The following is a 14,626-nucleotide window of genomic DNA, read 5'->3' as shown; positions in this document are numbered from 1 at the left end:
ACTGGCGCATCAGGTGTTGTGCCACCTGGGCGCACGCTTTTCAAGGAACGCACGCACACCTTCCTGCTGATCGGCTCCGTCGAACAGATCAACAAACCGTTCGCGCTCGAGCGCCAGCGCGGCGGTCCGGGGGACACCGTTACGTGCGTGATGGATCAATCCCTTGCTGAACGTCACCGCCTGCGGACTCAGTGTGGTGACGCGCTGCGCCATTGCGACAGCCGCATCACGCGCAGCACCCCGCCCAACGACCTCTTCTACCAGTCCGATGCGAAGCGCTGTCGCGGCGTCGACCCGTTCGCCGGTCAGAATCATCCGCTTGGCCCATCCCTCCCCCACCAGCCAGGGCAGCGTCTGGGTCCCGCATCCACATGGCAGCAGACCGACTGCCGTTTCGGGCAACGCCAGTTGCGCCTGCTCCTCGGCAATCCGGATATCGCACGCAAGCGCACATTCAAGCCCGCCACCCATTGCATAACCATTGATCGCGGCAATCACGACCGGCCTTGCGTTCTGCAGCGCCTCGAAGGCTGCGCCGAAACGCTGGGCCGCCACCCGCGCGACGTCGCGATTCCCGTCGGCAAAGGCATTGAGATCCGCGCCGGCGCTGAAAAACTTCGGGCCTTCGCCAGTGATCACCACGGCGCGCACCCGTTCATCTTCATCCAGTGACTCTACCGTGCGTTGCAGTTGACTCAAGCCCTCGGGCGTAAACGCGTTGGCAGGCGGGCGCCTGAGCGTCAGCACGGCGACCCTGCCGTCGTCCAAACGGTCTACATCAATCATTTCGGCACTCATTGGTGATCCTCCTGTTGATAGTGATGTACGGTGCGCGAAACGATTTTCACGCCGGCTGTCTGTTGGGCTGCAATCCGGCCGCACGATGCGCGGCGTTCATGCGTCGTCAATCAAGCTGCCTTGCGATAACCATGCGCTGTACTTCGCTGGTGCCTTCGTAAATCTGCGTAATCCGGGCGTCCCGGTAATGCCGTTCCACAGGATAGTCTTCAAGGTAGCCGTATCCCCCGTGGATCTGGATCGCTTGTGAGCAAACCTCCTCGGCCACTTCCGATGCATACAGCTTCGCCTGGGACGCTTCCGACAGACAGGGTAGCCCGGCGCTGCGCAGACGCGCCGCATGATGAACGAGCAGGCGTGCGGCGTTCAGACGGGTAATCATGTCAGCCAGCATGTTCGCGACAGACTGGTGTTCCCGTATCGGTTTTCCGAACTGGATCCGCTGCGCTGCATATGAGCGTGCGGCGTCAAATGCTGCACGCGCGATACCAATCGCCTGGGCTGCAATGCCGATCCGGCCGCCCTCCAGATTCGACAACGCGATCTTCAACCCTTCTCCACGACGGCCAAGCAGGGTGCTCTCCGGCACGGCGCAGTCTTCCAGCGTGACCGGGCAGGTATCCGATGCGCGTATCCCCAACTTTTTCTCCGGCTTGCCGACCTTGAACCCCGGCGTATGGGTCGGCACGATAAACGCGGAGATGCCGCGCTTGCCGGCATCCGGATCCGTGACCGCAAACACAATGGCCACTGCGGCACGCCGACCATTGGTCACGAACTGTTTGCTCCCGTTGAGAACCCACGTTCCGTCGCGCAACACCGCACGGGTGCGCAGATTGTGCGCCTCCGAGCCGGCTTGAGGCTCCGTCAGGCAAAACGCGCCGATCGCGCGCCCACTGGCGAGATCCGCCAGATAGAGCGACTTCTGCTCGTCGGTTCCAAAGTTCAGGATAGGGCTGCATCCGACGGAATTGTGCACGCTCATCATCGTTGCGCATGCGGCACAACCGGCCGCGATTTCTTCAACGGCCAGCGCATAGGCGACGTAATCCGTATAGGTACCGCCCCATTCCGCTGGAACAGTCATTCCCATCAGGCCCAGCTCACCGAGCTGCGAAACGATATTTTGTGGAATGTCGCCGTCACGATCCCACTTCGCCGCGTGCGGCGCCAGGCATTGCGTGGCGAAGTCGCGGGCCGCGTCGCGGATCATTCGCTGCTCGTCAGTGAAGGAATCTGGCATCGGGTGTCAGCAAGAATTAAAGGGTGGGAAAGCCACGCCCGACAGTGGTCGACATCCGGTGAATCACGTGTCTGTTTCCGTCGGGAAGAAGAACCTCATTCGCTTTGGCGAGTATGTGAGCTGGAGCGGAAAATGACCATGTCCGAACCATTCAAAGTGATTGGATGAATTTGCCATATTGGATAGAATCTCTCGTCGTGTAAAAGGGAAATGCAATTGGCCGCGCCGAAAGGGACCATCGCTATCTGCTTCGTGGAGAAGGCGCTTCAGCCAGTGCGCGAGCGGGGCCTCGACATTGATGTTCTTCTCGCGGCCGCAGGCATTGCGCCCCGTCTGCTTGCATTACCTCAAACCCGCGTATCGGCGGCAAGCTACAGCACGCTTTGGCGCCAGATCAACCATGCGCTCGACGACGAATTCTTCGGCCAGGATTCGCGCCGCATGAAGGTCGGCAGTTTCGCGATGCTGTGTCATATCGTGATTCATTGCCAGACACTCGGGCAGGCACTGCGCCGGGCCTTGCGGTACTTTGATCTCCTGCTTGACGATCTGAGCTGCACCGTCAGCGTGGAGCGCGCTGACGCGCGGATAACGCTGCATGTTCGCGCCGGCACACCCGTGCGGATATTCGCGCACGAAACGCTGCTCGTCATGTTGCATGGACTGATGTGCTGGCTCGTCGGACGCCGCATCCGGATCCGCGTCGCGCATTTTGCCTATCCCGAACCCGCCTACAGTACGGAATACCACCTGATGTATTCGCCCGTGCTTGAATTCGGTTGTCCCTGCACCGATATCGTTTTCGACGGGTCATATCTAGATCTACCGGTTATCCAGACAGAACAGACACTCAAGAGCTTTCTGCGCACGGCTCCCGAAAACGTGGTCCTGAAGTACAAGAACCAGCATGGACTGGCAGCAAGAATCCGGGAGAAACTGAAGACCCAACCGCTCGACCGGTGGCCCACGTTCGACGGACTGGCAACCAGCCTGGATTTGGGCGCTTCCACGCTACGCCGGCGGCTGAAGGACGAAGGACAGACCTATCAGATCATCAAGGATGAACTGCGCAGAGACATGGCAATCGGTTTTCTCTGCGATACGAAGAAGAACGTCGATGAGATCGCAATTGAGCTCGGATTCGCCGAACCGAGTGCATTCCATCGCGCTTTCAGAAGATGGACCGGCGCCCGTCCGGGCGCCTACCGGATAAGAAATTGACGGCAACGCAGCAACGCAGCAACGCAGCAACGCAGCAACGCAGCAACGCAGCACTGACCCGTTGCCCCTAAAATCATTCAATGAGGGCATCGACGCGGCCACACCCGGCAATGCGTCCGCGCCAATGGTAACGACGCCGCCACGTACGGAACGGACTTGCGCTGCCGGGATTCTGCATACCAACGGCAGTCGATCAGGCTACAGATGCTCCCGTTCGCCTTCGAGCCCAAAAGCGGCCCGGAAGGCGCCGGTATTCCGATCACCAGCCATGCCGGCTCGCTGTTAGCAGCAGAAACCCGGCGCGACGACATTTACCGGGGCTTTTCCTCGAACTGGTACAGCTTGATCACCGCGGAAAAATCCAGCCGTCCCGCGCCCTTCGTGCTCATGGTTTGATAAAGCTGCTGCGCGAGCGCACCCAGATAGACCGGTTGACGCGCGGATCGTGCGGCGTCGGTGGCGAGGCCGAGGTCCTTGAGCATCAGATCCGTGCCGAAGCCACCCGTGTAGCCACGCGAGGACGGCGCCGCTTCGATCACGCCGGGGAACGGGTTGTAGGTATCGGAACTCCAGCACCGTCCGGTCGAGGTGTTGATAATGCCGCCCAGCACCTTCGGATCGATCCCGAGCGCCGCGCCCAGCGACATCGCCTCCGCAACACCCGCCATCGTAATGCCGAGCACGAGGTTGTTGCAGATCTTCGCGACCTGGCCCGTGCCCGTGTCGCCGCAATGCACGATGTTCTTGCCCATCGCCGACAGCACCGGCTTGACCTGCTCATAAGCCGCCGCGCTACCGCCGACCATGAAGGTCAGCGTGCCCGCCGCCGCGCCGCCGGTGCCGCCCGACACGGGCGCGTCGACGAGGGTGTTGCCGTGCTGCGCGGCGAGTTCAGCGAGTGCCTTGACGCTCGCCGGATCGATCGTGCTCGAATCGATGATCGTCACGCCTTTGGCAATGCCGGCGAGTACCCCGTCGTCCGCTGTCAACACGCTGCGCACATGAGCCGCCGCCGGCAGCATGGTGACCACGCACTCCACATCCGTCACCGCTGCTTTCGGCGAACCCGCCGCCCTAGCGCCCGCATCGACCAGCGCCTGCACCGCCTGCGCGTTGAGGTCGAAGACGTTGACCGTGTGGCCCGCCTTGAGCAGGTTGTGCGCCATCGGCGCGCCCATGTTGCCGAGTCCGATAAAACCGATCTTCATGATGGCGTCTCCGCTTTGTTGTGCAGGGTTGCGGGCTCAGCGCAGGCTGATGGTGGTGTTGACGCCGTCGTTGACCGTATCGTCGTCGAACCAGCGAGCCGTGACGGTCTTGGTTTGCGTGTAGAACTGCACGACCTGTTTGCCATAGGGGCCGAGGTCGCCGAGCTTCGAACCACGCGAGCCGGTGAAGCTGAAGAACGGCACTGGCACCGGAATCGGAATGTTGATGCCGACCTGGCCGATGTCGATCTCGCTCTGGAACTTGCGCGCCGCAGCGCCGCTCTGCGTGAAGAGGCCCACACCATTGCCGAACGGGTTGCGGTTGACCAACGCGATCGCGTCATCGAGCGTCGCGGCATTCAGCACCACCAGCACCGGACCGAAGATTTCCTGGCGGTAAATTTCCATGTCCGTAGTGACGTCGGTGAAGACCGTCGGACCGATGAAGTTGCCTTGCTCGTAACCCGCCACTTTCACGTCGCGGCCGTCGAGTGCCAGCGTGGCCCCCTCTTTAACGCCGGTTTCGATCAGGTCGAGAATGCGCTGCTTCGCCGCGCGCGAGACCACCGGACCAATGTCCGTGTTCGGTTCGTTGCCCGCGTTGACCTTGAGCGTCTTCGCCTTCGCCACCAGATCCGGCAACCATTGCTGCGCCGCGCCCACCAGCACCACCACCGAGGTCGCCATGCAGCGTTGGCCTGCCGCACCAAAACCCGCGCCGGCCAGTGCGTTCAACGTCTGTTCACGGTTCGCATCGGGCAACACCACCGCGTGATTCTTCGCGCCCATCATCGATTGAACGCGCTTGCCGTGCTCGCTGCCGAGGCGATACACATGCGTGCCCACCGCCGTCGAGCCGACGAATGAAATCGCTTTCACGAGCTCGTGCGTGCAGAGCGCATCGACCACGTCCTTGCCGCCATGCACGACGTTCAGCACACCCTTGGGCACGCCGGCTTCGAGCGCGAGTTCGACGAGTTGCATGGTCGACAACGGGTCCTGCTCCGAGGGCTTCAGCACGAACGTATTGCCGCAGACGATGGCCATCGGGAACATCCACAGCGGGATCATCGCGGGAAAATTGAACGGCGTGATACCGACACACACGCCGATCGGCTGGCGCAGCGTGTATGTGTCAACGCCGCCCGCGACGTTCTCGGCGAATTCGCCCTGCTGTAGCGTGCCGATCGAGGCCGCGTGCTCGACGACTTCCAGACCCCGGAAGATATCGCCTTCGGCATCGGGAATCGTCTTGCCCTGCTCCGCGCTGAGCGTTTTTGCAATACGCGGCATATGTTCCCGAATCAGCGCCTGGTACTTCAGCATGATGCGCATGCGCGCGCCGATCGGCGTGTTCTTCCAGGTGGCGAACGCGGCGTGCGCCGAACGGATTGCTGCATCCACTTCTTCGGCCGTCGCAAATGGCACGCGCGCCAGCACTTCCTGCGTGGCCGGGTTGACAATATCACGCCACTCGGTGGTCTTCGATTCGACGAACTCGCCGGCAATCAGCAGCCTCGCCGTGCCAATGTTCCCACTGGATTCCCGGGTCACAGCATTCATGGTTCACTCTCTCAATTTAGTTGCAGGTCCGGACAAGCTCCGGAAAAGGAAGACAGACGGTGAACCTTACGCGTTGCCGCCTTCTCGCAGCAGCGCGAAATCGTCACCGCAAGAAGGTCACCGCTACTCCGCACCCGCACGCATCAACAGCGTGCAGATCAACGCGACGATCCCCAGCGCGACCATATAGGCCACCACGTAGTGCGGATTGCCGCTACCGAGCGCGAGCAGCGCGGTCGCAATCATCGGTGCCACGCCACCGCCGAGCACCCCCGCGATCTGTACGGATAAGGAAATTCCGCTATAACGGATCTCGGCAGGGAACTGCGAAGCAAACAACTGCGATTCCGGCGCATAGAGAATCGGGAACACGACGCCCACCCCGAGTACCATCGCCCACCACACAGTGGCTGGGTGACGGGTGGCGAGCATCGCGAAGAACGGTGCCGCAAACACGCACATGATCACAAGGCCGATCAGGAAGAGCCGCTTCTGGCCGATGCGATCGCTCAGGTAACCGCAAAACGGCATTGTGAACAGCGACAGCACGGCACCTGCGGTAATCGCATGCAGGATGGCCGCCTTCGGAATCTTCAGCTGATTGGCCGCATAGGCGAGCGCGAACGCGACGACCAGGTAGAACCAGGTGTTTTCGGCGGTCCGCGCGCCGAGGATGATCAGAAGCTCACGCGGATGGCGTCGCATGGCAGCGAGGATCGGGGCCTTCACCGGCTCGCCGAGTGCCTTCACGCGTTCGAAGTCCGGCGACTCCGGCACGCGCACCCGGATCACCCAGCCGATGATCACCAGCAGGATGCTGGCGAGAAACGGCACACGCCACCCCCAGGCCAGCAGATCGGCTTCCGGCAACGCGGTCACGGCGGCCATCGCCAGTGAGGACAGGATCAGCCCGAAGCCCACACCGGTTTGCGGCAGGCTGCCGAAGAATCCCTTGCGCCCAGGCGGCGCGTGCTCCACCGCCATCAGCACGGCGCCGCCCCATTCGCCGCCCACCGCCATGCCCTGCAGGAAACGCATCGCCACCAGCAGGCCCGCGGCCCAGTAGCCGATGCTCTGATAGGACGGAATCAGGCCGATCACCATGCTGGGAATGCCCATCAGCAGCAGCGTGACCAGCAGCATCGACTTGCGTCCGATCCGGTCTCCGAAGTGGCCGAATACGATGCCACCCATCGGCCGCCCGATAAACCCCACGCCGTAGGTCGCAAATGCGGCCATCGTGCCGAGAATCGGATCGAGCGTCGGAAAGAAGATCTTGTTGAATACGAGCGCGGCAGCCGTGCCGTACAGGAAGAAGTCATACCATTCGATCGTGGTGCCCGCCATGCTTGCCCAACCGGCAAGCAGGTAGTCCCTGGCGCGCTTCGGAACAGGTGCGATAACCGCCGCCCCGTGCGGGTTCGATTGCATTTCCATCCGGATGTCTCCGTATATTTTTTCTTCGACGGCCCACGCGCTGATGGCGCGGTGGCGCTGACCCCGGTTGTTCCAGTGGTCTGACACCGAGTATAGTTATTCGAATATCCCCGGCATATAGACGAAAAAGCCCATCCGTCATGCAAAAAAACACAAGCAATGCCCACGCGAACCTGAACTGGGACGATCTGCGTTATTTCCTCGAGGTGGCTCGCACTCAGCGCGCAAGCGGTGCAGCGAAACGTCTGGGCGTTGACCACACCACCGTCGCCCGGCGTGTAAGGGAACTGGAGGCGGCACTCGGCACCGTGCTGTTCGACAAGTCCCGTGCGGACGGCTTCGTGCTCACCGCGGAGGGGCAGCGCCTTGTCGCCTATGCGGACGCGGTCGAAACCTCCGTGCATTCGGCAAGCGAGCAGTTCGCTGGCGCGGCACAATCGCTGTCAGGCCACGTGCGGATCGGGTCGACGGAAGGGTTCGGCTGTTTTTTCCTGTCGCCGCAACTCACGCGCTTTACCGCGAGGCATCCCGGTATCTCGATCGACCTGCTGCCCGTACCCCATTTCGTGAGCCTGTCCAAGCGCGAGGCGGATATGGCCATCACGCTTGAGCGCCCCGAACGTGGCCAGTACGTCTTCACCAAGCTGTGCGATTACCGGCTCAGGCTGTATGGCACGCGTGAGTATCTGGAGGCGCACGCGCCGATCGGCGCGGTGGCGGATCTGCGAAACCATGCGTTCATCGACTATGTCGCGGATCTCGCGTTCAGCCATGAACTGCTGTACCTGAACCGGACCATTCCCAACGTGACGGCGAGGCTATGCAGTACCAGCGTCATTGCCCAGTACTACGCGGCGCTGCAGGGCAACGCACTCGCTATTCTGCCCTGCTTCATGGGGGCACCTGACCCGCGGCTCGTCCCGATTCTGCCGGAAGAGATCGTGGTCACGCGGCACTTCTGGCTGAGCAGCCGCGAGGATCTACGCAAACTGCGCCGCGTCGCATCACTATGGGACTATCTGCGGGCGGCCGCTGATGCGAACAGGCCGTTCCTGATGGGAGAATCAAGGGAAATGCACTACGTTGATTTCCAGTGAAGCGCTTCACCCGCGCAACAGGTGTTGATCGCGGCGGCCAATGCTCGCCGGCTGCTGCGCGCCGACGGCATGAGCCGCAACCGCGCGCCGCCTGCGTAACCTCGCGACGCGCTAGACGTCGGCGAACAGTTCGGTCGACAGATAACGCTCCGCGAAACTGGGCACGATCACGACGATCAGCTTGCCCGCGTTACCCGGGCGCCGCCCGACCCGCAACGCGACCGATAGCGCCGCCCCCGAACTGATGCCGATGGGTACGCCTTCCAGCGCAGCAGCCTGCCGGGCTGTCTGGATCGCGTCCTCATCGGTCGCGGTGACAATCTCGTCGACCACACTGAGATCGAGGATGCTGGACAGGAAACCGGAGCCGATCCCCTGCTGCTTGTGCGGCCCCGGCTTGCCCCCCGAGAGTACCGCGCTGCCCGAAGGCTCCACGCCGATCATCTGCAACTCCGGTTTGCGCGCCTTCAGCGTCTGGCCGATTCCGGTGATCGTGCCGCCGGTGCCGATGCCCGACACGATAATATCGACGCGTCCGGCGGTATCGTTCCAGATTTCCTCGGCGGTCGTGTGGCGGTGCGCATCGGGATTCGCCGGATTGTCGAACTGCTGGAGAATCAGCGAATCCGGGTGATTCCGCTTCAGTGCCTCCGCGCGACGGATCGCGCCGCCCATCCCTTCGGAAGCCGGCGTCAGCTCCACTTTGGCGCCGAGCAAGCCCACCATCTTGCGGCGCTCGATCGACGCGGACTCCGGCATGCACAGCACGAGCGGATATCCCTTAGCCGCGGCGACGAATGCGAGCCCGATGCCCGTGTTCCCGGAGGTCGGCTCGATCAGCAAGGTGCCTGGCTTGATCCTGCCGGCCCGCTCGGCCGTCTCGATCAAAGCGATGCCGATCCGGTCCTTCACCGAGGCAAGTGGATTGAAAAACTCGAGCTTGCCGACCACATCGGCCCGGCAGTCGCAGGCGGCCGCCAGTTTGCTCAACCGCACCAGCGGTGTGGCGCCGATCGTGTCGACGATGCTGTCGTAGATAACTCCGCGAAAATTGCTCACTTTATCTCCTGTTGAGTTCTCGCGCCGATTGCCGGAGACCGTCCATCGCGGTTCCGGCGACGCCCGCCTTCGCCGGTCGTTATGCGGCACGAGGGCGCGGCAGCATCATATGGACTCCAGAGAGAATCGGGCATGTCGCGAGCGTCAATTTTATTCGAAATGCAGACAGTCGAAGATTGCCCCGAGGCAGGCGCGATGTGAGCGCGTTAACTTGACGGTTCTCATCAACAACATGGCAGTTTTTCGCGGGTTCGGTGTGGATCGATAGCCTAGCATTCCAGAAATCTATTCGACCAGCCAACGCGAGCATGGTGAATCCATCGAGCCCTGCGCGCTTAACAGGAGAGGAAGAAACCCATGTCTTATTACGGATGCGCACGCGTCATCTTGCGGATCGGCTGTTGCGGTGCACTGGGCTTCGGATGGGGAATGGCAAGCGCGGACTCCGTTGCGCCGGCCCAGGCGTTCGAGCGTTGCGCTGCCTGTCATGGCGTCGCACAGGGCGATCAGCGAGTGGGCCCGAGTCTTGGCGACGTGCTCGGCCGTCAGGCCGGATCAATGGAAGGTTTCCGCTATTCATCGGCGATGCGGAGCAGCGGCATCGTCTGGACCGCGCAAAGCCTCGAGCTGTTTCTCAAAGATCCGCAACGCGCGGTGCCGGGCAACCGGATGGCCTTCTCGGGCGTCGACGACGCACCGACGCGCGACGCGATCGTCGACTATCTGCGCGAGCATTCGCAAGCGCGATGACCGCCCCGCTTGCAGGCTGCAGAATCAGGCCGCGTTGACGGGCAATGTCACCCCGGCGAGCTTCGCCAGCTCAGCCAGCCGTAGCTGACCGAACGGCCAGTCTTCCAGCCGCGACGCGGAGCCGAGGTGCCCGTAGGCGCCGGCCAATACGAACCTCGCCCCCCACGCGTCGGCGAACTGCCGGGCTCGCTCGACGCTCACGCGCGGATCGTCGGTACTGGCGACCACGATTGCCGGAAAACCGAGCGGCCGCAGCGGCAATGGCGCGAAGCCGGAGGTGCCGGCCGGATAGCTGGGCGCCTCCACGTCGCTCGGCGCAACCAGCAGCGCGCCGGCAACCGGCCCCGAGTAACGGCTAGCCCAGTGCGCGACCAGCGACACCGACAACGAATGTGCAACCAGCAGCGCGGGAACCGCCTCCGCCTGAATCGCCGCGTTCAGGCGCGGCAGCCATGCGTCGAGAACGGGACTGTCCCACTCGTCCTGCTGCACGCGGAGATAGTGCGGATTGGCCGCTTCCCAATGGCTTTGCCAGTGATCAGAACCGGAGCTGCCACGGCCTGGCAGAATGAGAATGCGGGCATCGAGCGTCATGGATCACCTCTTCAAAAAATCGTGGCGCCGCGCGCTCAACGCGCGCCTCGCGCAATGGAAACCTCGTGCGGGGAAGCAGCACGTCCGGCTCTGCGCAGCGCGCCGGGCGCGGCTACCGCCGCAGGATCGCTGTGCAGCTCCTTGAAGTCGTTGAGCAGGTCGGCCTTGATGGCGGCGAACGCGGCACTCGCGGGATCGCGCGGACGCGGCAGCCGTACGTCGACGATGCGCCGGATGCGCCCAGGCCGCGCCGACATCACGACCACCCGGTCCGACAGCAGCACCGCCTCTTCGACATCGTGCGTGACGAGAACCATGGTCGCCTGCTCGCTCGCCCAGATGTAAGCGAGCGAGCGTTGCAGGTAGCTGCGCGTCATGGCATCGAGCGCGCCGAACGGCTCGTCGAGCACCAGCAACTCAGGACGGTTGATCAGAGCGCGAGCGATTGCGACGCGCTGCGCCATGCCGCCGGACAGCTGATGCGGGCGCGCCGCTTCATATCCTTCGAGCTGCACCAGTGCGATATGCTCGCGCACCGCCTGTGCCTTTTGCGCCTTCGTGCCCGGTGCGTTCATCAGACCGAGCGCAATGTTTCGCTCGACGCTCAGCCATGGCAGCAGCCGATGGTCCTGAAACACGATGCCGCGCCGCAGATCGGTGCCGGCCACACGCTCGCCGTGCATCAGGATGTCGCCGCCATAATCGCGATCGAGCCCGGCGATCAACCGCAGCAGCGTCGACTTGCCACAGCCGCTCGCACCCAGGATACCGACGAATTCGCCGCGTGCCACATTGAGATCGATGTCGTCCAGCACGCGCCGGGTGGCGCCGCCGGAGACGTATTCTTTGCTGACGGAACGTAATGTCAGCGTGTCGACGGGTTTCGAACGAGTCATGACTTGAGATAGAAATTGGCGGATGAAGCGTTCATGGTCGTGCCCCGGCGCCGCGTCGTCGCGCGAGGCGGCTGTCGATGCCCGCCGCGAATGAATGGAAGGCGAAGCCGGTCAGGCCGACCACCGCGACACCGAGCAGAACCTGATCCATACGGAAGTTCTCGCGCCCGTCGTTCAGCACGGTGCCAATGCCGACGCCCGAGGTCATCAGAAGCTCGGCGCCGAGGGTGGCGATCCATGAGGTGACGAGCGCCAGATAGAAGCCGTTGAAAAGCGACGGCACGATCGCCGGCAACACGATGCGCCGGAAGCGCTGCCAGCGTGTGAACCGAAATACGTCGGCCAGCTCGTCGTAATGTCGCGGAACGGCTTCGAGTCCTTGCGCCGCATTCAGCCACACGGGAAAAAACGCAGCGAGCGAGATGAAGACCACCTTGCCCACCTCGCCGAGACCGAACCAGGTGCCGAGCAACGGGATCCACGCAAATAACGCGACCTGCCTGATCGCGTGGAAGGTCGGAGCAATCGCCGCGTCGATCCAGCGTGCGCTTTTCAGGAACAGCGCGAAGCCGAAGCCGCACAGCGAACCGATCGCCAGTCCTAGCAGATCGCGGCCGAGGCTCGCCAGCCACGCGCCCGGCAATTCGCCGTCGAACGACATGGCGAGTCCGGTGCGGATAACCTGCGCCGGCGGCACGAACATCCGCGAGTGCGCCCAGCCGAATGCATAGACCGCCCACCATGTGATGCCCAGCACGAGCGGCAGGATGACACCGCGTCGAAATCGGGTCCAGCGGCGCGCACCCGTTCCCGCCGACACCGTGCGCGCGACGTTTGCCAGCTCGTTCATGGCCGACGCTCCTCACCGAACAGGCACGCCTCGAGCCACCGCAGCCCGCGGTCGAGCAGGAAGCCGATCACGCCGATCACCAGCAATGCCGCAAACACGGTATCCATCTGAAATAGCTGCTGCCCGCTGATGATCATGTAGCCCAAGCCGGAATCCGAGGCGAGGAATTCGACGATCACCAGCAGCAGCCAGCATTGGGTCAACCCGTAACGCACACCGCTCCAGATCTGCGGAAACGCTGCGGGAAACACCACGTGCCGGATCAACTGCCAGCGGCTGAAGCGAAACACCGCGCCGAGTTCGCCATACGCGGCCGGCACATTGCGCATGCCGTTGTACGTGTTCAACGTGATCGGCACCAACGCCGCCTTCGCGATCAGCACGATCTTCAACGTTTCGCCGATACCCAGCACTAGCACCAGCAACGGCAGCCATCCGAGCAGCGGTACGTAAGCGATGATCCGAAAGCAAGGATAGACGTAGTCCCTGATGCGCTCCGACAGTCCCATCGCCACGCCTAGCGGCACACCCAGCGTACCGCCGAGCACGAAGCCGGCCAGCACGCGCAGCAGGCTGACTCCCGCGTCGCGTTGCAGGTCGCCGCTTTGCCAGCCAGCACCGAGCGCATGAACAACCTGACCGATCGACGGCAGCACTTGCGGCGAGATCCACGCGGCGCGATAACCGGTCCACCACACCAGCAACAGCGCCAGCGGCAACGGCAACGCGATCAGGTGGCGCAGCGGCGCGCATCGAGCGAACCACCGGGCAAACCAGCGGGCAATGCGCGCGGCCGGCCCCGCTGCGCCTGCGAAAACGGCGCGTTGATGGAATGTCATAGTCCCGATCCAGCTATCTTCACCATCGTCTATTGCAATCACCCGACTATCGTTTCGATAAATCAAAAGAACGCGCGGACCGCATTTCCGGCAAACTTTCCGTATTGAGATGTGTCCGCGCACGTGCACAGAATCCGCGCACCAGTTGTGTGCCGGCGCGTAGGTCGTCAGCCTGCATTCGACCTTTGGCGCACCGCTTTTGCGGGCTCGACTCGCCTGCATCGTATCTCGCCATGCGAGTTCGTTGATTAGCCAGCCAGACAAAAACTTTTTAATGTATGCCACGCATTCACTTTAATCCGGACGGGCGACGGTCTCCGACGGAATTCGAACCAGTGACGGTTCATCACCGCAAGCCGCCGCTCGACGGCATTATCAGTTCGCATCGTCACAACTGGAGTCAACTGACCTGCCCGCTCAAGGGCAGCATGCGCGTCACGACGGAACGTCAGGTGTGGACCGTGACGTCGTTCCGCGCGGTATGGATACCGCCCGGCGTCGACCACGAACTGACGATGGTAGGCGCGACGGAATTCCACGCGGTCTTCATCGATCCGCAACATTCGCCGCTGCCGGCCAACCAGTGCTGCGTGGTCGACGTCTCGCCGCTGATGCGGGAACTGATGCAATGGCTCGGCGCGGACTACGGTCCCGCAACGGACCACAGTCGCCGACTCACCGATGTCCTGCTCGAAGAAGTCAGACGCGCGACCCGGCGCACCAGCGCGCTGGTGCTGCCGGGCGACCGCCGCCTCAAGTCGCTGTGCGAGGCGCTGATGGAAGATCCCGGCTCGACGCTGACGCTGGGCGAATGGGCCCATCGCACCGGCGCCAGTGAGCGCACGCTCGCACGGCTCTTCCAGATCGAACTCGGCACGACCTTCGGCGCGTGGCGCCAGCAGCTCAGATTGTCGTGCGCGGTCGATCTGCTCAGGAGCGGTCTGTCGCTGTCGCGTATCGCGGCGGACCTCGGTTACGCGGACAGCGCGGCGTTTTCGACGATGTTCAAGCGAGCGTTCGGGGTTGCGCCGAGCCGCTACCATGCGAGCAGCGCACAGGCGATGAACTGAT

14 protein-coding genes are annotated in these 14,626 nt (G+C 62.9%); 4 read left to right on the top strand and 10 right to left on the bottom strand.

Annotated features, from left to right (window positions below):
• Positions 1-9: 9 nt before the first annotated feature.
• Both BXE_RS37950 and BXE_RS37945 read right to left on the bottom strand, forming a co-directional pair.
• Entirely contained in the window at positions 10-786 is a 777-nt protein-coding gene (locus BXE_RS37950; protein WP_040123766.1) for an enoyl-CoA hydratase, read from the bottom strand.
• Positions 787-904: 118 nt separating this feature from the next.
• Positions 905-2,041, bottom strand: coding sequence for an acyl-CoA dehydrogenase (locus BXE_RS37945; protein WP_011493431.1), 1,137 nt, complete (start codon positions 2,039-2,041; stop codon positions 905-907).
• Positions 2,042-2,251: 210 nt separating this feature from the next.
• Here BXE_RS37945 and BXE_RS37940 point away from each other — a divergent pair, with 210 nt between their 5' ends.
• On the top strand, positions 2,252-3,262 hold the full coding sequence (locus tag BXE_RS37940; protein ID WP_011493430.1) for an AraC family transcriptional regulator: 1,011 nt from the start codon (positions 2,252-2,254) through the stop codon (positions 3,260-3,262).
• Between the two features lie 311 nt (positions 3,263-3,573).
• Here the strand turns inward: BXE_RS37940 and mmsB are convergent, their stop codons facing one another.
• From mmsB to BXE_RS37925, 3 genes are all read right to left on the bottom strand, one after another.
• Positions 3,574-4,470, bottom strand: a complete 897-nt coding sequence (mmsB, locus tag BXE_RS37935) for a 3-hydroxyisobutyrate dehydrogenase (RefSeq protein WP_011493429.1) — start codon at positions 4,468-4,470, stop codon at positions 3,574-3,576.
• A 36-nt stretch (positions 4,471-4,506) separates the two neighbouring features.
• Positions 4,507-6,033, bottom strand: coding sequence for a CoA-acylating methylmalonate-semialdehyde dehydrogenase (locus BXE_RS37930; protein WP_011493428.1), 1,527 nt, complete (start codon positions 6,031-6,033; stop codon positions 4,507-4,509).
• A gap of 123 nt (positions 6,034-6,156) precedes the next feature.
• Positions 6,157-7,470, bottom strand: coding sequence for an MFS transporter (locus BXE_RS37925; protein ID WP_011493427.1), 1,314 nt, complete (start codon positions 7,468-7,470; stop codon positions 6,157-6,159).
• Positions 7,471-7,610: 140 nt separating this feature from the next.
• Here BXE_RS37925 and BXE_RS37920 point away from each other — a divergent pair, with 140 nt between their 5' ends.
• Positions 7,611-8,567 (top strand): LysR family transcriptional regulator, encoded by a 957-nt coding sequence (locus BXE_RS37920; protein ID WP_011493426.1) that lies wholly within the window; start codon positions 7,611-7,613, stop codon positions 8,565-8,567.
• Positions 8,568-8,678: 111 nt separating this feature from the next.
• Here BXE_RS37920 and cysK read toward each other — a convergent pair whose 3' ends face one another.
• Positions 8,679-9,626 (bottom strand): cysteine synthase A, encoded by a 948-nt coding sequence (gene cysK, locus BXE_RS37915; protein ID WP_011493425.1) that lies wholly within the window; start codon positions 9,624-9,626, stop codon positions 8,679-8,681.
• 357 nt (positions 9,627-9,983) lie between these two features.
• On the opposite strand from cysK, the gene BXE_RS37910 reads away from it, so the two are divergent.
• A complete protein-coding gene (locus BXE_RS37910; RefSeq protein WP_011493424.1) occupies positions 9,984-10,376 on the top strand; it encodes a c-type cytochrome in 393 nt (130 codons plus the stop codon).
• A 24-nt stretch (positions 10,377-10,400) separates the two neighbouring features.
• Here the strand turns inward: BXE_RS37910 and BXE_RS37905 are convergent, their stop codons facing one another.
• Genes BXE_RS37905 through BXE_RS37890 form a run of 4 tightly spaced genes read right to left on the bottom strand, consistent with a single transcriptional unit; the run spans position 10,401 to position 13,555 of the window.
• The gene (locus tag BXE_RS37905; protein WP_011493423.1) at positions 10,401-10,970 is read right to left on the bottom strand and encodes an RBBP9/YdeN family alpha/beta hydrolase; all 570 of its coding nucleotides are present in this window, start codon (positions 10,968-10,970) and stop codon (positions 10,401-10,403) included.
• Positions 10,971-11,005: 35 nt separating this feature from the next.
• Entirely contained in the window at positions 11,006-11,866 is an 861-nt protein-coding gene (locus tag BXE_RS37900) for an ABC transporter ATP-binding protein (protein ID WP_011493422.1), read from the bottom strand.
• A 31-nt stretch (positions 11,867-11,897) separates the two neighbouring features.
• The gene (locus BXE_RS37895) at positions 11,898-12,716 is read right to left on the bottom strand and encodes an ABC transporter permease (RefSeq protein ID WP_011493421.1); all 819 of its coding nucleotides are present in this window, start codon (positions 12,714-12,716) and stop codon (positions 11,898-11,900) included.
• Complete coding sequence (locus tag BXE_RS37890) at positions 12,713-13,555, bottom strand: ABC transporter permease (RefSeq protein WP_011493420.1); 843 nt, start codon at positions 13,553-13,555, stop codon at positions 12,713-12,715. The genes BXE_RS37895 and BXE_RS37890 overlap by 4 nt, the downstream gene beginning before the upstream one ends.
• Positions 13,556-13,890: 335 nt before the next feature.
• Between BXE_RS37890 and BXE_RS37885 the strand changes: the two genes are divergently transcribed.
• Complete coding sequence (locus tag BXE_RS37885; RefSeq protein ID WP_233518870.1) at positions 13,891-14,625, top strand: AraC family transcriptional regulator; 735 nt, start codon at positions 13,891-13,893, stop codon at positions 14,623-14,625.
• Position 14,626: the final 1 nt, after the last annotated feature.

The organism is Paraburkholderia xenovorans LB400 (assembly GCF_000013645.1).
In the GTDB taxonomy this organism is placed as follows: domain Bacteria; phylum Pseudomonadota; class Gammaproteobacteria; order Burkholderiales; family Burkholderiaceae; genus Paraburkholderia; species Paraburkholderia xenovorans.
The sequence above is the reverse complement of the archived record's forward strand: the minus strand, read 5'-3'. Positions and strand labels throughout refer to the sequence as shown.

Bases quoted from the DNA above. Each gene is read 5' to 3' on its own strand.
- BXE_RS37895 (WP_011493421.1), bottom strand. From the start codon at position 12,716: ATGAACGAGCTGGCAAACGTCGCGCGCACGGTGTCGGCGGGAACGGGT.
- BXE_RS37925 (WP_011493427.1), bottom strand. From the start codon at position 7,470: ATGGAAATGCAATCGAACCCGCACGGGGCGGCGGTTATCGCACCTGTT.
- BXE_RS37905 (WP_011493423.1), bottom strand. From the start codon at position 10,970: ATGACGCTCGATGCCCGCATTCTCATTCTGCCAGGCCGTGGCAGCTCC.
- BXE_RS37910 (WP_011493424.1), top strand. From the start codon at position 9,984: ATGTCTTATTACGGATGCGCACGCGTCATCTTGCGGATCGGCTGTTGC.
- mmsB (WP_011493429.1), bottom strand. From the start codon at position 4,470: ATGAAGATCGGTTTTATCGGACTCGGCAACATGGGCGCGCCGATGGCG.
- BXE_RS37950 (WP_040123766.1), bottom strand. From the start codon at position 786: ATGATTGATGTAGACCGTTTGGACGACGGCAGGGTCGCCGTGCTGACG.
- BXE_RS37940 (WP_011493430.1), top strand. From the start codon at position 2,252: ATGCAATTGGCCGCGCCGAAAGGGACCATCGCTATCTGCTTCGTGGAG.
- BXE_RS37890 (WP_011493420.1), bottom strand. From the start codon at position 13,555: ATGACATTCCATCAACGCGCCGTTTTCGCAGGCGCAGCGGGGCCGGCC.
- BXE_RS37900 (WP_011493422.1), bottom strand. From the start codon at position 11,866: ATGACTCGTTCGAAACCCGTCGACACGCTGACATTACGTTCCGTCAGC.
- BXE_RS37930 (WP_011493428.1), bottom strand. From the start codon at position 6,033: ATGAATGCTGTGACCCGGGAATCCAGTGGGAACATTGGCACGGCGAGG.
- BXE_RS37920 (WP_011493426.1), top strand. From the start codon at position 7,611: ATGCAAAAAAACACAAGCAATGCCCACGCGAACCTGAACTGGGACGAT.
- BXE_RS37945 (WP_011493431.1), bottom strand. From the start codon at position 2,041: ATGCCAGATTCCTTCACTGACGAGCAGCGAATGATCCGCGACGCGGCC.